This window comes from Streptomyces sp. NPDC047880, assembly GCF_040706515.1.
Taxonomy (GTDB): domain Bacteria; phylum Actinomycetota; class Actinomycetes; order Streptomycetales; family Streptomycetaceae; genus Streptomyces.
Genome location: NZ_JBEZOK010000021.1, coordinates 142,128 through 162,487, shown reverse-complemented (window position 1 = coordinate 162,487; position 20,360 = coordinate 142,128). Strand labels below are relative to the sequence as shown.

The 20,360-nt window shown below is 73.1% G+C and carries 17 protein-coding genes; 10 read left to right on the top strand and 7 right to left on the bottom strand.

The genetic code is table 11. The features are described 5' to 3' along the window. Positions 1–105: 105 nt before the first annotated feature. Positions 106–1,890, bottom strand: a complete 1,785-nt coding sequence (gene gcl, locus AB0937_RS27845) for a glyoxylate carboligase (RefSeq protein ID WP_366715220.1) — start codon at positions 1,888–1,890, stop codon at positions 106–108. Positions 1,891–2,099: 209 nt separating this feature from the next. Here gcl and AB0937_RS27840 point away from each other — a divergent pair, with 209 nt between their 5' ends. Both AB0937_RS27840 and AB0937_RS27835 read left to right on the top strand, forming a co-directional pair. Next, the gene (locus AB0937_RS27840; protein WP_366715218.1) at positions 2,100–2,849 is read left to right on the top strand and encodes a hypothetical protein; all 750 of its coding nucleotides are present in this window, start codon (positions 2,100–2,102) and stop codon (positions 2,847–2,849) included. A gap of 28 nt (positions 2,850–2,877) precedes the next feature. Continuing rightward, positions 2,878–3,384 carry a GNAT family N-acetyltransferase gene (locus AB0937_RS27835; protein WP_366715216.1) on the top strand — a complete coding sequence of 169 codons (507 nt, stop codon included), beginning with the start codon at positions 2,878–2,880 and terminating at the stop codon, positions 3,382–3,384. A 12-nt stretch (positions 3,385–3,396) separates the two neighbouring features. Here the strand turns inward: AB0937_RS27835 and AB0937_RS27830 are convergent, their stop codons facing one another. Both AB0937_RS27830 and AB0937_RS27825 read right to left on the bottom strand, forming a co-directional pair. Beyond that, positions 3,397–4,983, bottom strand: coding sequence for an AMP-binding protein (locus AB0937_RS27830; protein ID WP_366715214.1), 1,587 nt, complete (start codon positions 4,981–4,983; stop codon positions 3,397–3,399). After that, positions 4,980–6,659 (bottom strand): AMP-binding protein, encoded by a 1,680-nt coding sequence (locus AB0937_RS27825; protein ID WP_366715212.1) that lies wholly within the window; start codon positions 6,657–6,659, stop codon positions 4,980–4,982. The genes AB0937_RS27830 and AB0937_RS27825 overlap by 4 nt, the downstream gene beginning before the upstream one ends. Positions 6,660–6,784: 125 nt before the next feature. Between AB0937_RS27825 and AB0937_RS27820 the strand changes: the two genes are divergently transcribed. From AB0937_RS27820 to AB0937_RS27810, 3 genes are all read left to right on the top strand, one after another. Next, the gene (locus AB0937_RS27820) at positions 6,785–7,594 is read left to right on the top strand and encodes a helix-turn-helix transcriptional regulator (RefSeq protein WP_366715210.1); all 810 of its coding nucleotides are present in this window, start codon (positions 6,785–6,787) and stop codon (positions 7,592–7,594) included. A 204-nt stretch (positions 7,595–7,798) separates the two neighbouring features. Next, a complete protein-coding gene (locus AB0937_RS27815) occupies positions 7,799–10,651 on the top strand; it encodes an AAA family ATPase (protein WP_366715208.1) in 2,853 nt (950 codons plus the stop codon). A gap of 202 nt (positions 10,652–10,853) precedes the next feature. Beyond that, on the top strand, positions 10,854–11,642 hold the full coding sequence (locus tag AB0937_RS27810) for a serine protease (protein ID WP_366715206.1): 789 nt from the start codon (positions 10,854–10,856) through the stop codon (positions 11,640–11,642). Between the two features lie 101 nt (positions 11,643–11,743). On the opposite strand, the gene AB0937_RS27805 is transcribed toward AB0937_RS27810, so the two are convergent. After that, positions 11,744–12,859, bottom strand: a complete 1,116-nt coding sequence (locus AB0937_RS27805; RefSeq protein ID WP_366715204.1) for a winged helix DNA-binding domain-containing protein — start codon at positions 12,857–12,859, stop codon at positions 11,744–11,746. 266 nt (positions 12,860–13,125) lie between these two features. On the opposite strand from AB0937_RS27805, the gene AB0937_RS27800 reads away from it, so the two are divergent. Next, on the top strand, positions 13,126–13,728 hold the full coding sequence (locus tag AB0937_RS27800) for an isochorismatase family cysteine hydrolase (protein ID WP_366715202.1): 603 nt from the start codon (positions 13,126–13,128) through the stop codon (positions 13,726–13,728). A 105-nt stretch (positions 13,729–13,833) separates the two neighbouring features. On the opposite strand, the gene AB0937_RS27795 is transcribed toward AB0937_RS27800, so the two are convergent. Next, complete coding sequence (locus tag AB0937_RS27795) at positions 13,834–14,565, bottom strand: flavodoxin family protein (RefSeq protein ID WP_366715201.1); 732 nt, start codon at positions 14,563–14,565, stop codon at positions 13,834–13,836. Between the two features lie 123 nt (positions 14,566–14,688). Here AB0937_RS27795 and AB0937_RS27790 point away from each other — a divergent pair, with 123 nt between their 5' ends. After that, positions 14,689–15,693, top strand: coding sequence for an NAD-dependent epimerase/dehydratase family protein (locus AB0937_RS27790; protein WP_366715199.1), 1,005 nt, complete (start codon positions 14,689–14,691; stop codon positions 15,691–15,693). Positions 15,694–15,926: 233 nt separating this feature from the next. On the opposite strand, the gene AB0937_RS27785 is transcribed toward AB0937_RS27790, so the two are convergent. Both AB0937_RS27785 and AB0937_RS27780 read right to left on the bottom strand, forming a co-directional pair. Continuing rightward, positions 15,927–17,039 carry a HAMP domain-containing sensor histidine kinase gene (locus AB0937_RS27785; RefSeq protein ID WP_366715197.1) on the bottom strand — a complete coding sequence of 371 codons (1,113 nt, stop codon included), beginning with the start codon at positions 17,037–17,039 and terminating at the stop codon, positions 15,927–15,929. Further along, positions 17,036–17,869, bottom strand: coding sequence for a response regulator transcription factor (locus AB0937_RS27780; protein ID WP_366715195.1), 834 nt, complete (start codon positions 17,867–17,869; stop codon positions 17,036–17,038). The genes AB0937_RS27785 and AB0937_RS27780 overlap by 4 nt, the downstream gene beginning before the upstream one ends. 114 nt (positions 17,870–17,983) lie before the next feature. Between AB0937_RS27780 and AB0937_RS27775 the strand changes: the two genes are divergently transcribed. Genes AB0937_RS27775 through AB0937_RS27765 form a run of 3 tightly spaced genes read left to right on the top strand, consistent with a single transcriptional unit; the run spans position 17,984 to position 20,204 of the window. Continuing rightward, complete coding sequence (locus tag AB0937_RS27775) at positions 17,984–18,697, top strand: glycosyltransferase family 2 protein (protein WP_366715193.1); 714 nt, start codon at positions 17,984–17,986, stop codon at positions 18,695–18,697. Beyond that, on the top strand, positions 18,694–19,449 hold the full coding sequence (locus AB0937_RS27770) for a DUF2064 domain-containing protein (protein ID WP_366715191.1): 756 nt from the start codon (positions 18,694–18,696) through the stop codon (positions 19,447–19,449). Before AB0937_RS27775 ends, AB0937_RS27770 begins: the two co-directional genes overlap by 4 nt. After that, positions 19,446–20,204 carry a methyltransferase domain-containing protein gene (locus AB0937_RS27765; protein WP_366715189.1) on the top strand — a complete coding sequence of 253 codons (759 nt, stop codon included), beginning with the start codon at positions 19,446–19,448 and terminating at the stop codon, positions 20,202–20,204. The genes AB0937_RS27770 and AB0937_RS27765 overlap by 4 nt, the downstream gene beginning before the upstream one ends. The last annotated feature ends 156 nt before the right edge of the window (positions 20,205–20,360 follow it).

Sequence of the window (20,360 nt, the reverse complement as noted above, 5' to 3'; positions counted from 1 at the left end):
AACGCGTCACCAACATCTCCCTGTCGACGACCAACGACATCGGCAACGTCGTGGAGTTCGAGGAGACCGCCACGGAGCCGGGCCGCCCCTCCTGCCGCGTGGGTCTCAGGCCTTCAGCGGTGTGATCGACGTCGGCGCGTGGCCCGGCTCCGTGGCGGTCTCCTCGAACTCCACGACGTTGCCGATGTCGTTGGTCGTCGACATGGAGATGTTGGTGACGCGTTCCAGGATCGCCTCGACGACGACCGGGACCCGGTACTCCGCGGCGAGCTTCCTGGCCTGCTCGAAGGCGGCACCCAGCTCGGCCGGGTCGGTGACGCGGATCGCCTTGCAGCCGAGGCCCTCGGCGACCTTGACGTGGTCGACGCCGTAGACGCCGATCTCCGGGGAGTTGAGGTTCTCAAACTCCAGGTTGACCTGGAAGTCGATCTCGAACGCCCGCTGCGCCTGGCGGATCAGGCCCAGGTAGGAGTTGTTCACCAGGACGTGGACGTACGGGATCCGGTGCTGCGCGCCGACGGCCAGTTCCTCCAGCATGAACTGGAAGTCGTAGTCGCCGGAGAGGGCGACGACCGAGGCCTCCGGGTCGGCCTTGGCCACGCCAAGCGCGGCCGGGATGGTCCAGCCGAGCGGGCCGGCCTGGCCGCAGTTGATCCAGTGCCGGGGCCGGTACACGTGCAGCATCTGCGCGCCGGCGATCTGCGAGAGGCCGATGGTGGAGACGTACCGGGTCTCCGGGCCGAAGGCCTTGTTCATCTCCTCGTAGACGCGCTGCGGCTTGATCGGAATGTCGTCGAAGTGCGTACGGCGCTGGAGGGTCGCCTTGCGCTCCTGCGCGGAGGCGGCCCACGCGGAGCGGTCGGGCAGTTTCCCGGCCGCCTTCAGCTCCCTGGCGACCTCCACGAACAGCTCGAGGGCCGCCTTGGCGTCCGAGGCGATGCCGTAGTCCGGGGCGAAGATCCTGCCGATCTGGGTGGGCTCGATGTCGACGTGGACGAATGTCCGCCCGGCCGTGTAGACGTCGAGCTTGCCAGTGTGGCGGTTGGCCCAGCGGTTGCCGATGCCGAGGACGAAGTCGGACTCCAGGAAGGTCGCGTTGCCGTAGCGGTGCGAGGTCTGCAGGCCCACCATGCCGGCGTTCAGCTCGTGGTCGTCGGGCAGCAGGCCCCAGCCCATCAGGGTCGGGACGACCGGAGTGCCCGTCAGTTCGGCGAACTCAGCGAGGAGTTCGGCGGCGTCGGCGTTGATGATGCCGCCGCCCGCGACGATCAGCGGCCGCTCGGAGGCGTTCAGCATCCCGATGGCCTTCTCGATCTGGGCGCGGGTCGCGGCGGGCTTGTAGACCGGGAGCGGCTCGTACGTCTCCGGGTCGAACTCGATCTCCGTCAGCTGGACGTCGATCGGCAGGTCGATGAGGACCGGGCCGGGGCGGCCGGAGCGCATGAGGTGGAAGGCCTGCTGGAAGACGCCCGGGACCTGCGCCGCCTCCAGCACCGTGACGGCCATCTTCGTGACCGGCTTGGCGATGGAGGCGATGTCGACGGCCTGGAAGTCCTCCTTGTGGATCACACCGGTCGGGGCCTGGCCCGTGATGCACAGGATCGGGATCGAGTCGCCGGTCGCGGAGTACAGGCCCGTGATCATGTCGGTGCCGGCCGGGCCCGAGGTGCCGATGCAGACGCCGATGTTGCCCGGGTGGGTGCGGGTGTAGCCCTCGGCCATGTGCGAGGCGCCCTCGACGTGCCGGGCGAGGGTGTGGGCGATGCCGCCGGAGGCCTTGAGCGCCGCGTAGAACGGGTTGATCGCCGCGCCGGGGACACCGAACGCGTCGGTGACGCCCTCGCGCTTGAGGATCTCAACTGCCGCGCGGGCAGCGGTCATTCGAGCCATCGAGTACTCCTGCTTCGGCTGTCGGATTCGCACTCCCGTCGCGCCCCCGCGGTGAGCTCTTCCGTATTGTGGAAATTGTTTTCTACGATCTGGAATGAATGTATGCGGGGTGGGCGAAGGGCGTCAAGAGACGGAAAGCACCGGACAGGGCGGGGCCGGAGGGGGCACGATGGGCACGCCGTCCCGCTACGACACGGTTCTGGAGTGCCATGTCCGAGACCGTCGCGGTGCGCTGCCCTGCCTGCCGCCGCGAGCACCGCTGCACGACACCGGCGTACCCGTGCGTGTGCGGCGCGCCGGTCGCCCCGCGCCTGGACCGGGACGGCACGGCGACGCCCGTCTCGCACCGGACCTGGCAGGACGACTGGGTGACGGTGCGGTGCGGCTCCTGCGGGCGGCGCGGCGAATGGCCGCGCCCCGAGGTGGGGTGCGCGTGCGGGGTGGTGTTGCGGGTGGCGGTGGTGGAGGACGGAGAGAGCGCTGCCGACAGTGACGGCACGCCCGGCGCCGAGGTCACTCCGGCCCCGCAGGCCGACACGGTCCGGCGCGCCACCCCGGCCGCCCGGCCCCCTTTCCCCTCCGTCACGATCCGTACGGCGCGCGATGCCGTCACGGCCACCGCCCTGTACCTGCGCTGGCTCGGCTACCGGGGTGTCCGCAGGGCCGACCAGCGTCCGCCCTCCGGCATCGGACTCGCCGCCCGCGGTGTCGTCGCGCAGGTGGATCCGGCCGTACGCCCGGCGACCCTGCGGGACGTCGAATGCCTCTGGCTGACGGCCATGACGGAGTCCGTGGAGGGCCTCTACTTCTCCCTCGCCGGGTACGCGGACGACGCCCGGGCCCGCGCCGACACCCTGGGTGTCGCCCTGTTCGTCCTCGACCTCACCGGCACACCGCGGCCGGTGAACGCCCCGGCCGACGCCCTGGCTGCCTCCGGCGCCGGGAACCGGGCCCCCTGACCGATCCCGCGCACCGCATACTCACCGCATGCGCATCCGCCTCGCGACCCCGGCCGAACTCCCCGCTCTGCAGGACATCGAACGGGCCGCCGGCGCCCCCTTCCGCGACCTCGGCATGCCGGAGATCGCCGACGACGAACCGCCCGCCCTGGACCAACTGGAGCGCTACCGCCGGGCGGGCCGCTGCTGGGTCGCCGCCGACCAGCGGGACCGGCCGGTCGCCTACCTCCTCGCCGAACCCGTCGACGGCGCCCTGCACATCGAGCAGGTCTCGGTCCACCCGAGCGCCGCACGCCAGGGCATCGGACGCGCCCTGCTGACCCACGCCGCCGGCCGCGCCCGCGAGGAGGGCCTGACGTCCCTGACGCTGACCACCTTCGCGGAGGTCCCGTGGAACGCCCCGTACTACGCCCGCCTCGGCTTCCGGCCCCTGGCCGGGGCGGACCTCACGCCCGGCCTCCGCGAGATCCGCGCGGCGGAGGCGGCACACGTCCTCGACCTCTGGCCACGGGTGTGCATGCGCGCGCCGCTGTGACATGCACACCCCTCAGCCGTCGGCGAACCTCTCCCGCAGCTCCACCTTGCGGACCTTCCCGGACACCGTCATCGGGAAGGACTCCAGGATCCGCACCCGGGCCGGGATCTTGTAATGCGCCAACTGCCCCTCGCAGAAGGCCCGCAGCTCCTCCGGGGTGGGCGGGTCCGCCGGGTCGCGGGCGATGACGCAGGCCAGCACCTCCTCGCCGTAGCGCTCGTGCGGGACGCCGACGACCTGGACGTCCTGGATCTTCGGATGCCCGTAGAGGAACTCCTCGATCTCGCGGGGGTAGATGTTCTCCCCGCCCCGGATGATCATGTCCTTGATGCGGCCGACGATCTCGACGTAGCCGTCCTCGCGCATGACGGCGAGGTCCCCGGTGTGCATCCAGCGGCCCGCGTCGACGGATTCGGCGGTCTTCTCGGGCTCGTTCCAGTAGCCGAGCATCACGCTGTAGCCGCGGGTGCACAACTCGCCTGCTTTTCCACGCGGTTGCGTGACGCCCGTCGCCGGATCGACCACCTTGACCTCGATGTGCGGCAGGACCCGGCCGACCGTGCCGGTGCGGTGCTCCAGGTCGTCGTCCCGCCGGGTCTGCAGTGACACCGGGGACGTCTCGGTCATGCCGTAACAGATGGACACCTCCGCCATGTGCATCTCGGCGACCACCCGTTTCATCACCTCCACCGGGCAGGGCGAGCCCGCCATGATGCCGGTGCGCAGGGAGGACAGGTCGTAGGAGGCGAAGTCGGGGAGGTTCAGCTCCGCGATGAACATCGTCGGGACGCCGTAGAGGGACGTGCAGCGCTCCTGCTGGACCGCCTCCAGGGTGGCCTTCGGGTCGAAGGACGGGGCCGGGATGACCATGCAGGCGCCGTGCGAAGTGGCGGCCAGATTCCCCATGACCATGCCGAAGCAGTGGTAGAAGGGGACGGGGATGCAGATCCTGTCCTGCTCGGTGCAGGCGATCGACTCACCCACGAAGTAACCGTTGTTGAGGATGTTGTGGTGGGAGAGGGTCGCGCCCTTCGGGAAGCCGGTCGTGCCCGAGGTGTACTGGATGTTGATGGGGTCGTCGCAGGAGAGCTCCTCGTAGCCGGCGTCGGGGGTCGCCCTCTCCAGCAGCGCCTCCCAGCCGGGGTCGCCGAAGTAGACCACCTCCCGCAACTCCGGCAGTCCGCCTCGGACTTGTCCGACCATCGCCCGGTAGTCGCTCGTCTTGTGCCGCAGGGAGGCGAACAGCAGGGACACGCCGGCCTGCTTCAGGACGTACTCCACCTCGTGGGTGCGGTACGCCGGGTTGATGTTCACCATGATCGCGCCGAGGCGGGCGGTGGCGTACTGGACGAGCACCCACTCGGGGCAGTTGACGGCCCAGATGCCCACCCGGTCGCCCTTGGCGACGCCGGAGGCGTGCAGGGCGGAGGCGAGCTCGTCGACCGCCGCGCCGAACTCGGCGTAGGTCCAGCGCCGTCCGGAGGGCACGTCGACCAGGGCCTCGCGGTCCGGCCAGGCCGCCACGGCCCGGTCCAGATTGGCCCCGATGGTGTCGCCGAGCAGCGCCGTCGCGCTGGTGCCGTGGCTGTAGGAGTTCACCGGAAGTCCTCCTCGCGGTACTCGGCGTCCGACCCGGCCGCCGTGGCCTCACGCAGCTCGATCCGGCGGATCTTGCCGGAGACGGTCTTGGGCAGGTCGCCGAACTCCAGGCGGCGGATGCGCTTGTAGGGGGCCAGGGCCTCGCGGGAGTGCTCGAAGAGGACCCTGGCGGTGCCGGGGCCGGGCTGCCAGCCCTCGGCCAGCACGACGTACGCCTTGGGGACGGCCAGCCGCAGCTCGTCGGGGGCGGGCACGACCGCCGCCTCGGCGACCGCCTCGTGCTCCAGCAGCGCGCTCTCCAGCTCGAACGGGCTGATCTTGTAGTCGGAGGCCTTGAAGACGTCGTCGCTGCGGCCGATGTACGTCAGATACCCCTCGTCGTCCCTGGAGGCGACGTCGCCCGTGCGGTAGTAGCCGCCGGCCATCGCCTCGGCCGTGCGGTCCGCGTCGCCGTGGTAGCCGGTCATCAGCCCGACGGGCCGGTCGGACAGGTCCAGCGCGATCTCGCCCTCCGCCGCGCCCGGCGCGCCGGACACGGGGTCGAGGAGTTCGACGCGGTAACCGGGGCTCGGCCGTCCCATCGAGCCGGTCTTGAGCGGCTGGCCCGGGCTGTTGGCGACCTGGACGGCCGTCTCGGTCTGGCCGAAGCCGTCCCGGATGGTGCGGTGCCAGGCCCGGCGGACCTGCTCGATGACCTCCGGGTTGAGCGGCTCGCCGGCCGCGACGACCTCGCGGGGCGGGGTGCGCAGCTGCGTCAGGTCGGCCTGGATGAGCATGCGCCACACGGTCGGCGGGGCGCAGAACGTGGTGACGCCCGCCCGGTCCATCTCGGTCATGAGACGAGCGGCGTCGAAACGCGTGTAGTTGTGCAGGAAGACCGTCGCCTCGGCGTTCCACGGGGCGAAGAGATTGGACCAGGCGTGCTTGGCCCAGCCGGGTGAGGAGATGTTCAGATGCACGTCGCCGGGTTTCAGGCCGATCCAGTACATGGTCGACAGGTGGCCGATCGGGTACGACGTGTGGGTGTGCTCGACGAGCTTGGGCCGGGCGGTGGTGCCCGAGGTGAAGTAGAGCATCAGCGGGTCGTCGGCCCGGGTCGGGCCGTCGGGGGTGAAGTCGGCGGAGGCCTCGTAGGCGTCGTCCAGCGGCAGCCAGCCGTCCGGCACCGCGCCGGCGGCGGTCGCGGCGATGCGCGTGTAGTCGCCGGGGACCTCGGCGAACTTCCCGGTGTCCTCCGGGCGCGCGATGACGTGCCGGACCCGGCCGCGCTCGACGCGGTCGCGCAGGTCGGCCGGGCCGAGCAGCGGGGTGGCCGGGATGACCACCGCGCGCAGTTTCATCGCGGCGAGGGCGGTGATCCACAGTTCGGCCTGGTTGCCGAGCATGACGAGGATCCGGTCCTCGGCGCGCACGCCCCGTTCCCGCAGCCAGGTGGCGAACTGGGCCGAACGCACCGACATCTCCCCGAAGGACAGCCGGGTCTCACGGCCGTCCTCCTCGACGAGGTGCAGGGCGGTGCGGGCGTTGCCGTCGGCGATCTCGTCGAACCAGTCGAGCGCCCAGTTGAAGTACTCGGGCCGGGGCCAGCGGAAGCCCTCGTAGGCGGTCGGGTAGTCCTCGCGGTGTTCGAGCAGGAAATCCCGCGCGTCGCGGAACAGCTCCGTCGCCGATGTCATCTGTCCTCCTGGGTGCCGGACCATTGCCGGGCGGCTCTGAGCCATCGTGTAATCCGTGATGCAGGTCTCACTACCCCCGAACGGGGGGTGCGCCCGCACAGGAGCCGTAGTGAAGGGGCGATCAGGTGACGACGGACGCGTCCGACGCGGTCGAGATACGCGATGCGCTGCTGCGGCTGCGCCGGGGGACCGGTCTGCCCGTCGCCTTCGGCGGCCTGATGGAGGCCGGGCAGCAGATGCGCATCAGCGAACTGAGCGGCACGGCGACGCACGCCCTGCGGTCGCTGGTGGTGACGCCCGGCACCGGTCTGGGCGGCAAGACGGTCGCGCTGGCCCGGCCGTGCGTGGTGACCGACTACTCGGTGTCACGGCAGATCAGCCACGAGTACGACGCGCCGGTCGGCGCGGAGGGGCTGCGCTCGGTGCTGGCCGTGCCGGTGGTGGTGCGGCACCGGGTGCGCGGGGTGCTGTACGGGGCGCTGCGCACGGCCCTGCCGCTGGGCGGGCGGATGCTGGACGCGGCAGTGGAGGCGGCGCGGGACGTGGAGCGGGCGCTGGCCGTCCGGGACGAGGCCCGCACCCTGGCCGCCGCAGCCGGGGCGGGGCCGGGGTGGGAGCGGGTACGCGAGGCGCACGCGGCCCTGCGGGCACTGGCCACGCGGATCGCGGACCCGGAGTTGCGCGCGGAGTTGCTCGGCGCGTGTGCGCTGCTGACGGACGAGTCGGCCGGGCCGCCCCGGGTCCGGCTCGCGCCGCGCGAGGTGGACGTGCTGGCGTGCGTCGCGGCGGGGGCGACGAACGCGGTCACCGCGGAGCGGCTGGGCGTGACGCCGGAGACCGTCAAGGGGTACCTGCGGTCGGCCATGCGGAAGCTGCGGGCCCGCACCCGTGGTGAGGCCGTGGTCGCCGCGCGCCGAGCGGGGTGGTTGCCGTAGGTTTGTGGTGATTTCTCTGATGCCTGCACGAGCGCTGGGCCGAGGGGTCCCCGAGAGGGCGCCGACCCCGTCTTCCGGGGCATTCGGGAGTCCGGAGAATTCTCCCGCCGTCACATGTTGTTATTTCCCTCACGAGGTCGTCCCTCCGAAATTCAAAGAACTGTTGCCTAATATTGGCCAGGACACGACACAGGGAGGGGAGCGGTGACCGCACGACGGGACTTCCAGGAGCCTCCCAGGAGCCGCCCCGACCAGGTCATCGGCCGGGAGGAGCTGTTCGCGTCGGCGCGTGAACAGCTCGGCCGAGGGGGCAGTGTGCTGCTCCACGGCCCGGCCGGAATTGGAAAGTCGACCGTCCTGCGGGCGCTGGCCGCGGATTACGGCGGCGCGGACCGGACGGTGTTGCGCTGCTCGGCGACCGAGTCGGAATCCCACCTGCCGTTCCTGGCGCTGGCCGATCTGTTCGGGCTGGTCCTGGACGACGTGTCCGGTGCGCTGCCCGGCGCCCAGCGCACGGCACTGGAGTCGGCGCTGACCGGCCGCGGCGAGTCCACGCTCCAGCGGGACGGGCTCGCGCTGCGGCTGGCGGTGCTGTCGGCGCTGCGCGCCCTGGCCGCGAAGGGCCCGGTGCTCGTGGTCGCCGACGATCTGCAGTGGCTGGACGCCGCCAGTGCGGAACTGCTCGGCTTCGCGGCCCGCCGGCTGGGGGACACTCCCGTGCAGATGCTGTGCGCGGTGCGGACCGAGGGCCAGGAGTACGACCGTCACCTGCCCGCGTCCCCGCCGGACACCCTCGCGGTCCGGCTGGGCCCGCTGACCCGCACGCAGGTCTCCGCGCTGCTGGACAACCGCGGCTACACGCCCCTGTCGCGGTCCACCATCCGCGACATCCACCGCACCAGCGGCGGCAACCCGCTCTTCGCGCTGGAACTGGGCCGCGCCCTGGCCGAGAGCCCCACCCGGCCCCGGCCGGGCGAACCGCTGCCGGTGCCCACGTCGCTGCGCGCCCTGGTGCTGAGCCGGCTGGAGATGCTGTCCGACGAGGCGCGCCGCACCCTCCTCGTGGCCAGCGCCGGTGCCCGTCCCACCGTGGCGCTGCTGCACGCGGCCGGGCGGGAGCACGCCGAGGCCGAGACGGCCCAGGCGGCGGCCCTGGGGCTGCTGGCCACGGACCCCGAGGCGCCGGCCCTGCGGTTCGCGCATCCGCTGATCTCGGCCGCGCTCTACGCGGAGGCCCCGGCGCAGGAGCGGCGGGCCGTGCACGCGGCGCTGTCCACGGCGGCCTCCGACCCCATCGAGCGGGCCCGGCACCTGGCCCTGGCGACCACCGGCACCGACCCGGAGGTCGCGACACGGCTCGCCGAGGCCGGGGCACTGGCCCGGGACCGCGGGGCCCCGTCCGTCGCCGCCTCGCTCGGGCTGCTGTCCGCCCGGCACACCCCGGCCGACAGCGCTCCCGGCCCCGACGAGCGGCGTCTGCAGGCCGCGGAGGACGCGATCACCGCCGGTGAGGCCGATCTCGCCCGGGACATCGCACGCGACGTACTGACGCGTGCCACCGTGCCGGCCGAGCGGGTCCGGGCCTGGATGGTGGTCATCGAGGCGGCCGGCCAGGCCCTCGGCGAGGTCGACGCCGTCTTCCCGCAGGTCCTGGCCGACGCCGGTGACGACCCGTGCCTGCTCGCCCAGGTCCACTACCAGCTGGCCTGGCGGGGCCTGGTCGTCGAGGGCGATTTCGCCGAGGCCCGGCAGGAGGCCGCGCACGCGGCGGAGCTGGCCGCACGGGGCGGGGACCGGCGCACCGAGCTGATGGCACTGTCCTTCCAGGCCTCCACCGAGACCCTGATGGGCCATCCGGACGCCCCCGTGACCGTCAAACGGGCCCTCAAGGAGCCCCAGGACCCCTACGTGGCCTGCCATCACAACGGCGCCGGGTCGGCCCGCTTCCGCTGGCTGATCATGAGCGACCAGCTGCCCGAGGCGCGGGCGACCATCACCGCGCTGCTGCGCGAGGTACGGCGGCGCGGCATGGTCGAGAGCGAGGTGCACTTCCTGCGCTTCCTCGCCGACACCGAGCTGCGCTCCGGGCACTGCGGCCGGGCCCTGGACCTGGCCCGGGAGAGTCTGCGGCTGGCCCGGGACTCCGGGATCGGCGAGGGCGCCTCGGCCATGCTCGCCTCCCTCGCGGAGGCCTCGGCAGGGGACGTCGACCGGGCCCTGGCCCTCGCCCGGGAGGCGGCGGACCACGCGGAGGTCGACGGTGACCAGATGTACCTGTCCCGGGCCCTCGCGGCGCTGGGCTACGCCCAGTTGGTGGCCGGCGACCCGGCCGCCACCGTCCGCTCCCTGCGCCGGGTCCGGGAGCTGGAGCAGGGTCTCGGCATCAACGACCCGGGGCGGGGCCGCTGGCACGGCGACCTCGCCGAGGCCCTGGTCCGCATCGGCGAGCCGGCCGAGGCCCAGGACGTCATCGACACCACCCGGGCGCACGCGCTGCGGCTGGGCCGGCAGAGCGTACTGGCCGTCCTGGACCGGGCCGAGGCGCTGGTGCGGGCCGCACGGGGCGAACACGAGGCCGCCCTCGTCCGGTTGACGTCCGTGCAGGACCGGCTCGGGCGGCTCGGATACGGCCTGGAGGAGGCCCGGGCCGCCTTCGCCCTGGCCCGCCTGCGCGCCCAGGCGGCCGCCGCCCCCCGCCCGGGGGCCAGGCCGCTGCCGGGAACGGCGTCGTACGACGAGGCCGCGCGGCTGTTCCGGCGTTGCCGCGCGCTGCCCTGGCTGCGACAGGTCGACGCGGCCGCCACCGCAGGACCCACCGCGGTGGCACCGGCCGCCACCGCGCCGCCGGTCGCCCTGGACGCGCTGGAGGGTCTCGCCGCGATGGAGCGTCAGGTCGCCTCGCTGGTGATGGAGGGCGCGACCAACCGGGAGATCGCGGCCCGCCTGTTCATCAGCGTCAAGACGGTCGAGGCGACCCTCACCCGGGTCTACCGCAAGCTCGGGATCCGTTCCCGGGTGGACATCGTCCGGCTGGCCGCCGGCCGCCGCCCGACCTGACCCACCTGGGTTTGCGGGGCCCGACCGAGGGTTATCCCTGCCCAACTCCCTTAGGGGGTTCCCTCATTGGGGCCGCCCCCCGCGGGGCTCTAACTTTGGGGCGTGCCGCTCGCCGGGCACACGGAGATCCGAACAAAGGCGTCAGGGTCCCCGTGCTCCACCACCCGCGCGACCCCCCACCGGCAACTCCCCAAGGAGACCCATGTTCGGGCTCAACGCTGCCAAGAAGCTTGCCGCCGTTGCCGCGGCGACCGCCGCCGCCACGACCGCGCTGCTCGCCGCCCCCTCGGCCGTCGCCGCGCCCCAGCCGATCGTCGGGGGCACCACGACCACGACGTCCGCGTACCCGTTCGTCATGCAGATCACGGACGCCTCGCAGAACCAGTTCTGCGGCGGCACGCTGGTCTCGCCCACGAAGGTCGTCACCGCCGCGCACTGCATGGCCGGCGAGACCACCGGCAGCGTGCGCGTCGTGGGAGGCCGCACCTACCTCAACGGCACCAACGGCACGGTCAGCAGAGTCAGCAAGATATGGATCCACCCGAGCTACACCGACGTCAGCAACGGTGACGACGTGGCCGTGCTGACGCTGTCGACGTCCATGCCGTACACCCCGGCGAAGTACGTCTCCGCCTCCCAGACCTCGGTGTACGCGGCCGGCACCACCGCCCGCATCCTCGGCTGGGGCACCACCGCCTCGAACGGCAGCTCCTCCAACCAGCTGCGCACCGCGACCGTACCGACCGTGTCCGACTCCAGCTGCGGTAGCTCCTACGGCTCCGACTACGTGAAGAGCGACATGGTGTGCGCCGGATACACCTCCGGCGGCGTGGACACCTGCCAGGGCGACAGCGGCGGCCCCCTGCTCATCGGGGGCGTCCTGGCAGGCATCACTTCCTGGGGCGAGGGCTGCGCCCAGGCCGGTTACCCGGGTGTCTACACCCGGCTGACCACCTTCTCCAACCTGGTCACGACGCAGGTCAAATCGTGACCACACGCTGACTCCTGAGTACCCCTCAGGTGAATGACCAGGGGGCGTTGCGGGCCTCCACGAGCGGCCCGCAACGCCCCCTTTCCATGTCGCGAGGCGCGTCAGGTCCGTACCACGCCGAATCGGACGTCGCGCGACGACCCCGGGTGCATGACGTGCAGCATCCGCTCCCCCTCGGCGGTGACCTCGTCCTGCTGCGTGCGGGTGAGGCGGTCGAAGGGCTCGATCACGAGCGCGTCCTCCTCCAGCCGCCACAGCCCCGCGAGGAAGCCGTCGACGAGGAGCGTGCGGTAGGCCATGTTGCCCTTCCACGAGCGGCCCCGGTACTCGGGCGGGACGACGCGGCCGCGGTCGGCGTGCGAGAGCAGCAGGTTGTCGAACTCGGGCAGGAAACGCGGCGGCGCAGGGGTGTCCGGGTCGGGGCGAGGGGCGTCGGGGAGGTCGAAGAGCTCGACGCCGGCTTCGTCCCGGAAGGTCACGAGCCGCGGCCGGAGACGTTCGAAGGCGTCGCGCAGGCGGGTCATGCCGGCCCAGGCCTGCATGTCCTTCACCGAGGCCGGGCCGAAGGCGGCGAGATAGCGCAGGACGACCGCGTCGGGCGCGGGGGCCGGTTGCGCGGGCCGGCCGAGCCAGTGCTCGGCGGTGGTGAGACGAACCTGCCCGCTGCGCTCCCACAGCCCGCGGGGCGTCACCTGCACCAGCGGGAGGCGGCAGCGGGCGGCGACGGCCAGGGCCTGCGGATCGGCGTCGGGCCACTCCCGGAGCAGGGCCTCGCGCAGCTGCGTCATGGTGCGGGGCTCGGTCTCGACGAGGTCGCGGGCGAGCGCGGCGAGCCGGTCCAGGTCGACCCCGGCGAGTCCCTTGCGGAAGGTGACGAGCTCCCGGTCGCGGGCGGGCTGCACCAGGGGCCGCAGGGTGAGGCAGTCGTCCGCGGTGTGGGTGTGGATGGTGGAGCGCATCGTGACGATCCGGACAACCTCGCGGCCGGCCATCAGCCGGGACAACGCCTCGGGGGCGAACCCGTCGAGCCGGGCGGCGAGGGCGTAATACGGCGGCCTGACGTTCTGCGCCTGGAGCCCGAGCAGGTGCTCGACGGCCGCCGCGACGGAGAGCCGGGCGGGTCGCAGCAGCAACTGCCGGTCGAGGGTGGCCCGGTTGAGGGCACGCGCGCCGAGCAGGGGTGCCGTGCCGGTGACGCTCCGCTTGGTGTTCGTCATGCGATGCACGGTAGCGGGGCTTGCGGACAGGTTCTGGCCGCGACTCCGCAGGGGAACGCACGGGGCTTTCAGGGCGGCCCATGATCCCCAGTGGGCACCGCGACGCCGTCACCACGGGCTGAGGACGTCCGGACGGGTCGTCGGCGGGTTGTTAGCCCCACCGCGCCGCCGGGTACTCAGCAGTGCGTTCGCGCAACCCGCACCACACGCTCCACCGGGAGATCCGATGTTCCGACCTCTTCCGCGACGCGATCCCGCCGTTTCCCATGAGTGACAGCACCGAAGAGGCGGCCGAGGGCCGGGTACGGGGCGCGGACCCGGCACGATCGGCTCTGATCGTGATCGACATGATCAACACGTACGACCACGAGGACGCCGAGCTCCTCGTACCGTCCGTCGAGCAGGTCGTGCCCGTCCTGAAGGAGCTGATCGGCCGGGCCCGTGAGGCCGACGCCCCCGTGATCTACGTGAACGACAACTTCGGACTGTGGCGCTCGCACCACGGAGAGCTGCTGGACGCCGCCCTGTCCCAGCCGAACGCCCACCTGATCGAACCGATCCGGCCGGACGACCGCTCGCTGTTCGTGCTGAAGGCCCGCCACTCGGTCTTCTTCGAGACTCCCCTGTCCTACCTGCTGTGGAGCCTGGACGTCGGGCACGTGGTCCTGACCGGCCAGGTCACCGAGCAGTGCGTCCTGTACTCCGCCCTGGACGCGCACATCCGCCACCTGGACGTCACGGTGCCGAAGGACGCCGTGGCCTCCATCCATCCCCATCTGGCGTCCGCGGCCTTGGAGATGATGGGGCGCAACATGGGCGCCCGGATCATCACGGCGAAGGAGACCGAGTTCACGCCCCGTAAGGACTGAGACCCGTACAGTGGCCTTCCCCTGGTGGGGCGAAGAGGGGCCACCGGTTCCGGGCGCGCGTCATCGGCGCGCAAAGTAGTGACCTTTCGGCGGCGGCCCGGTCGGTCAGCGGTGCTCGGGGTTGTCCGCCCCGGGGCGGCAGCCGGCGTCCCACTCCGAGCGCCGGTTGCCGTGGGCGGGGACCCCTCCGGCGCGCTTCAGCAGGGCCGCGATGTGCATCAGGTTCCAGGTCATGAAGCTCGTGTTGCGGTTGGTGAAGTCGTTCTCCGGGCCGCCCGAGTCCGGGTCCAGGTACGAGGGTCCGGGGCCGGCCGCGCCGATCCAGCCCGCGTCCGCCTGGGGCGGGATCGTGTAGCCGAGGTGCTGGAGGCTGTAGAGAACGTTCATCGCGCAGTGCTTGATGCCGTCCTCGTTGCCGGTGATGAGACAGCCGCCGACCCGGCCGTAGTAGGCGTACTGCCCTTGGGGGTTGAGCAGCGAGGAGCAGGCGTAGAGGCGCTCGATGACCTGCTTGGTGACGGAGCTGTTGTCGCCGAGCCAGATCGGCCCGGCCAGGACCAGGATGTCCGCCGCCATGACCTTCTCGTACAGCGACGGCCAGGCGTCCGTGGCGAAGCCGTGCTCGGTCATGTCGGGGTAGACGCCGGTTGCGATGTCGTGGTCGACGGCACGGATGAGCTCGGTGGTCACACCGGCTGCGGCCATGATCGACCGGCTCTTGTCGATCAGGCCCTGGGTGTGGCTGCGCTGCGGGGACGGTTTGAGGGTGCAGTTGATGTAAAGGGCCGTCAGATCGTCGAAGCGGTGGGCCGCGCCGGATGCGGGGGAAGCTGTCATGGGGGCAGGTTCTCGCGCCGGGCCCGGTTTGCTGCGGTTCGGCACACCGTTCCCGTCTTACGGAGTCATGACGTACCGCCGCGCTCCCGTGAGCCGGCGCCGGTGTGCGCCTAGCGTGCCCGTATGCGCGTACTGGTCACCGGCGGTGCCGGGTTCATCGGGTCCCACGTGGTCGCCGCCCTGCGGGAGCGGGGGCACGAGGCGATCGTGTTCGACGTGCGGGAGGATCCCTCGGCCGACGTGCGGGACCCTGCGGCGGTGGGCCGCGCCCTGGCCGGTGTGGACGCGGTGTGCCACCAGGCCGCGAAGGTCGGGCTCGGCGACGGCGTCGCCGACGCGGCGGACTACGTCTCGCACAACGACCTGGGGACGGCCGTGCTGCTCGCGGCCATGGCGGAGGCGGGGGTGCGGAGCCTCGTGCTCGCCGGGTCGATGGTGGTCTACGGCGAGGGGCGGTATGTGTGCGAACGGCACGGGGCGGTGCGGCCGGGGCCGCGGGCGGTGGCCGATCTCGACGCGGGCCGGTTCGAGCCCGTGTGCCCGGAGTGCGGGGCGGACCTCGCCCCCGGGCTGGTCCGCGAGGACGCCCCGGCAGACCCGCGGAACGTGTACGCGACGACCAAGCTCGCCCAGGAGCATCTGGCGGCCGCGTGGGCCCGCTGCACCGGCGGGTCGGCGGTGTCGTTGCGCTACCACAACGTGTACGGGCCCGGCATGCCCCGGGACACCCCCTACGCCGGGGTCGCCTCCTTCTTCCGCTCGGCGCTCGCGCGGGGCGAGGCCCCTCGGGTGTTCGAGGACGGGCGGCAGCGCCGGGACTTCGTGCACGTGCGGGACGTGGCGGCGGCGAACGCCGTGGCGCTGGAGTCGCGGGCCGCCGCTCCCGGCGTGGTCACCGCCTACAACACCGGCAGCGGCGACCCGCACACCGTCGGCGAGATGGCCCGGGCGCTGGCCGCCGCCCACGGCGGGCCCGAGCCGGTCGTCACGGGTGAGTACCGGCTCGGGGACGTCCGGCACATCACCGCGGACTCGTCGCGTGTGCGGACGGAGCTGGGGTGGAAGCCCGGGGTCGGCTTCGCGGAGGGCATGACGGAGTTCGCGCGAGCCGGGATGCGCGAGGGGTGACCCCGCCGGATCCGGCCGGGTTCGGTAGGCGGCGGCCGGCGGCACCACCTCGCGTCGGCCGGGTTCAGGACGCGGCGGCCGGCAGCACCACCTCGAAGCGGCCAGGTTCAGCACGCGGCAGCCGACAGCACACCTCGAAGCGGCCGGGTTCAAGACGCGGCAGCCGACAGCACCAGCCACCCCGGCCCGGTTCAGGACGCGGCAGCCGGCAGCACCAGCCACCCCAGCCGGGTTCAGGACGCGGCGGCCGGCAGCATCACCTCGAAGCGGCAGCCCCCGGGGATGTTGCGTACGCCGGTCCGGCCCTGGTGGGCCTCGACGATGCCGCGGACGATGGCGAGGCCCAGGCCCGCCCCCGCCGGAGGCGTCCGTGCGTGCGTGCCACGCCAGCCGGTGTCGAAGACGCGCGGCAGGTCCTCCTCGGGAATACCGCCACAGGCATCGGTCACGGACAGGACGACGCCCTCGGGCGAACGTTCGGCGGCGATGGCGACCGTGCCGTCGGCGGGGGTCCGGCGGATGGCGTTCACCAGCAGGTTGCCCAGGACGCGGCTCATCTCCTTGCCGTCCACCTCCACCGGCACCGGCTCGATACGGCCGCCCATCAGCCGCACCCCGTACTCGCGGGCGAGGGGGTCGACACCGGCGAGGGCGTCGCCGACGAGGTCGTACAGGGAGATCCGGGTGGGCGTCAGCGCCAGGGCCCCGGCGTGGATGCGGGACAGTTCGAAGAGGTCGCCGACCATGTCGTTGAGGCGTTCGACCTCGGTGCGCATCTGCTGGAGGTAGCGCTTCGGGTCGGCGGCGACGCCGTCCTCCAGTGCCTCCGACATGGCCCGCAGACCGGCCAGCGGTGTGCGCAGGTCGTGCGAGATCCAGGCGACGAGCTCGCGTCGGGAGGCTTCCAGGGCGCGTTCGCGCTCCCGGGACTCGGCGAGCCGGGCGCTGGTGGCCGCCAGCTCGCGGCTCACCGCGGCGAGTTCGGCGGTGGCGGGCCCGTCGGGTGCCGCGAAGTTCCCGCCGTCGCCGAAGGAGCGCGCGGCGACCGCGAGTTCACGGCTGCGGGCGACGACCCAGCGGCCCAGCAGCAGGGCGGTGGCCAGGGAGACGACGGCCGCCATGGCGACGACGGTGGTGACGACGGTGAGGTCGTGCGCCGACAGGAACATCGCCCAGGCGACGGCGAGCGTGCCCGCGAGCATCGCGACGACGCCGACCGCCGCCACCACGGCGAGGGAGACGGTCAGCGAACGGCGGCGGATCAGGCGCAGTACGCCCGCTCCGGCCAGCCCCGTCACGGCGGCACCGGCGAAGGCGTACAGGGCGATCAGGAGGTTGGCGCTCACGGTCGGTCGTCTCCTCCACCGGGCTCACCGGGTGCGGCGGGTGCAGCAGGTGCAGCAGGTGCAGCAGGTGCAGCAGGTGCATTGAGTTCACCAGGTGCGCCGGGTTCACCGGGTTCACCGGGTTCGAAGCGGTAGCCCACGCCCCAGACGGTCTGGATCAGTCGGGGCCGGGCCGGGTCGTCCTCGACCTTGCCGCGCAGCCGGCGGACGTGGACGGTGACCGTCGACAGGTCACCGAAGTCCCACCCCCAGACCTCGCGCATCAGGTCCTCGCGGCCGAACGCCCGCCCGGGGTGGCGCAGGAAGAACGAGAGCAGGTCGAACTCGCGGAGGGTGAGCGCGAGTTCGGTGCCGTTCTTGGTGGCACGGCGGGCCGCCGGTTCCACGGTCAGGCCGGCCGCCCCGAGCCGGTGCCCCGTGGCGGCGGGACGGCTGCGGCGCAGCACCGACTCGACGCGCAGGACGAGTTCGCGAGGGCTGAAGGGTTTGGTGACGTAGTCGTCGGCACCGACCTCCAGGCCCAGGATCCGGTCGTCCTCGTCACCGCGGGCGGTGAGCATGATGACGGGCACGGGGCCGTGGCCGCGGATCCGCCGGCACACCTCCAGGCCGTCCATGCCGGGCAGCATCAGGTCGAGCACGACCAGGTCCGGCCGGTGTGCGGCGGCGCGCGTGAGGGCGGTCGGGCCGTCGTCGGCGCGGTCGACCGCGTAGCCGGCGCGGTCCAGATAGCCGGCGACGACCTCGGCGACGGTCGGGTCGTCGTCGACGACCAGGACCCTGGGCGCCCCGCCCGCGGTCCCGGGGCGCTCGTACGATTGCTGCTGCATGCCTCCAGCCTGGCACCGCGCCACCGCCGGCGGGGCCCTAGTACCGCCCGCGGACTCCGACGTCCGCGTTTCGTAAGGACCGATGGCCCGGTATGCCTGATTCGCGTTCGTAGGGTGAAACCCGTGACGACGACACCTTCGGACGTCGACGTGGTGCTGCCCTGCCTGAACGAGGCCGAGGCCCTTCCCTGGGTGCTCGAACGGATTCCGCCGGGCTGGCGCGCACTCGTCGTCGACAACGGTTCCACGGATGGCTCGGCCGAGGTCGCCCGCGCGTGCGGTGCGACCGTGGTGCGGGAGCCGCGGCGGGGCTTCGGCGCCGCCTGCCACGCCGGGCTGACGGCCGCCACGGCCGACCTGGTGTGTTTCTGCGACTGCGACGCCTCCCTCGACCCCGGGCTCCTGGTCCCCTTCGTGCGCGAAGTACGCGACGGCCGGGCCGACCTGGTGCTCGGGCGGCGACGTCCGCAGGGCCGGGGCGCGTGGCCCCCGCACGCCCGGGCCGGCAATCTCGCCCTGGCGCGGATGCTGCGCCGCCGCACCGGGCTGCGGCTGCGCGACCTCGGCCCCCTGCGCGCCGCCCGCCGCGAACCGCTGCTCGCCCTCGGCCTGAGCGACCGGCGCAGCGGCTATCCGCTGCAGATGGTGGTCCGCGCGGCCGACGCGGGATGGCGGATCGAGGAGCATGACGTGCCGTACCTGCCGCGTACCGGGGCCTCGAAGGTGACGGGCACCTGGCGCGGTACGTGGCAGGCCGTACGGGACATGAGCCGCGTGCTGGCCGAGGCCCCGGCGCACGAAGCGCACGAAGGGGGAACCGTCCGTTGACCACGCTCCTCGTCATCGCCAAGGAGCCGCGGCCGGGCCGGGTGAAGACGCGGCTCACGCCGCCCTTCACCCCCCGGCAGGCGGCCGCACTGGCCGAAGCGGCCCTCGCGGACACGCTGCACGCGGTGGCCGCCACGCCCGCCACCCGGCGCGTCCTCGTGCTCGACGGCGCCCCCGGCCCGTGGCTCCCGCCCGGCTTCGACGTCGTGGCGCAGTGCGCGGGCGGTCTGGACGAACGGCTGGCTGCTGCCTTCGCGCGCTGCGCCGGACCGGCCCTGCTCATCGGCATGGACACCCCGCAGGTGACCCCGGAGCTGCTCACCGTGGACTTCGCCGGCTGTGACGCCTGGTTCGGCCCGGCCGAGGACGGCGGTTTCTGGGCGCTGGGTCTGGCGTGTCCGGATCCCGCTCTGCTGCGGGGCGTGCCCATGTCGACGCCGGTGACGGGTGCCGTCCAGCGGGAGCGGCTGGTCACGGCGGGCCTGCGGGTGCGGGACCTGCCGTCCCTGCGTGACGTCGACACCGCTTCCGACGCCCACGCCGTCGCCGCGCTGGCCCCACGGGGACGCTTCGCGGCGCGGCTCGCCCGGTACACGGCGGACGGGCCGTCCGAGGCCGGGCCGTCCGATGCCGGGCCGTCCGAGGCCGGGCCGTCCGAGGCCGGGCCGTCCGATGCCGGGCCGTCCGAGGCCGGGCCGTCCGATGCCGGGCCGTCGGCCGGACCGGTCGCACCGACGGCCGGTCCCCGATGAGCGCCCCGCCCGCCACCGCCCTGGCCTGGGCCGCCGCCGACCCCTACGACGCCGCCCTGCGGGCCGGCCGCGGCCCCCTGTTCCTGCGCCGCCCGGACGGCTGGCTGCTGCCGCTGGAGGTGGAGCGCTGGTGCGCCCGGGCCGACGCGGTCGACCGGGACGTACTGGACCGGTGCGAGGGGGCCGTGCTGGACGTGGGGTGCGGGCCCGGACGGCTCGTGGCGGAACTGGCCGCCCGGGGCCGGACCGTCCTCGGGATCGACGTCAGCGGAGCCGCGGTGGAGCACACCGTCCGGCTCGGCGGGCAGGCGCTGCGGCGCTCCGTCTTCGAGCCGCTGCCCGGTGAGGGCCGTTGGGACACCGCGCTGCTCATGGACGGCAACATCGGCATCGGCGGCGACCCGCGCGCCCTGCTGGATCGGGTCGCCGCCCTCCTGCGCCCCGGTGGCCTGCTGATCGCCGAGACCGCCCCCGCGGACGTCGACGAACGCGTGGACGTCCACATCACCGATGCCCACGCCACCTCCGGCGCCCCGTTCCCCTGGGCACGGCTGGGCACCCGCGCGCTGCTGCGGCACGCGCGGGGCTGGGAGCGGGCCGGTCAGTGGTCGGCCGGCGGGCGGCGTTTCGCCGCCCTGCGCAGTCGCAGCAGCCGCACCGCCAGCAGCAGCGCCGAGCCGCCGAAGAGGGCGGCGGTGATCAGCAGCCAGCGTGTGAGGAACACCTCCGGCGGCAGGCCGGTGGCGGACCGGTAGCGCGCCTCCACCATGGAGCTGATCAGCGGGAACCACACGAGCAGCAGCAGCCCGGAGAGGGCGGCCGGTACGCGCACGTACATCGCCCACTCCCGGCGGCGGAGGCCTTCGAGCCCCCGCACCACCGCCCGGTCCGCCGCCGCGTACAGCGGCAGC

Bases quoted from the DNA above. Each gene is read 5' to 3' on its own strand.
- gcl (WP_366715220.1), bottom strand. From the start codon at position 1,890: ATGGCTCGAATGACCGCTGCCCGCGCGGCAGTTGAGATCCTCAAGCGC.
- AB0937_RS27840 (WP_366715218.1), top strand. From the start codon at position 2,100: ATGTCCGAGACCGTCGCGGTGCGCTGCCCTGCCTGCCGCCGCGAGCAC.
- AB0937_RS27835 (WP_366715216.1), top strand. From the start codon at position 2,878: ATGCGCATCCGCCTCGCGACCCCGGCCGAACTCCCCGCTCTGCAGGAC.
- AB0937_RS27825 (WP_366715212.1), bottom strand. From the start codon at position 6,659: ATGACATCGGCGACGGAGCTGTTCCGCGACGCGCGGGATTTCCTGCTC.
- AB0937_RS27810 (WP_366715206.1), top strand. From the start codon at position 10,854: ATGTTCGGGCTCAACGCTGCCAAGAAGCTTGCCGCCGTTGCCGCGGCG.
- AB0937_RS27805 (WP_366715204.1), bottom strand. From the start codon at position 12,859: ATGACGAACACCAAGCGGAGCGTCACCGGCACGGCACCCCTGCTCGGC.
- AB0937_RS27800 (WP_366715202.1), top strand. From the start codon at position 13,126: ATGAGTGACAGCACCGAAGAGGCGGCCGAGGGCCGGGTACGGGGCGCG.
- AB0937_RS27795 (WP_366715201.1), bottom strand. From the start codon at position 14,565: ATGACAGCTTCCCCCGCATCCGGCGCGGCCCACCGCTTCGACGATCTG.
- AB0937_RS27790 (WP_366715199.1), top strand. From the start codon at position 14,689: ATGCGCGTACTGGTCACCGGCGGTGCCGGGTTCATCGGGTCCCACGTG.
- AB0937_RS27780 (WP_366715195.1), bottom strand. From the start codon at position 17,869: ATGCAGCAGCAATCGTACGAGCGCCCCGGGACCGCGGGCGGGGCGCCC.
- AB0937_RS27765 (WP_366715189.1), top strand. From the start codon at position 19,446: ATGAGCGCCCCGCCCGCCACCGCCCTGGCCTGGGCCGCCGCCGACCCC.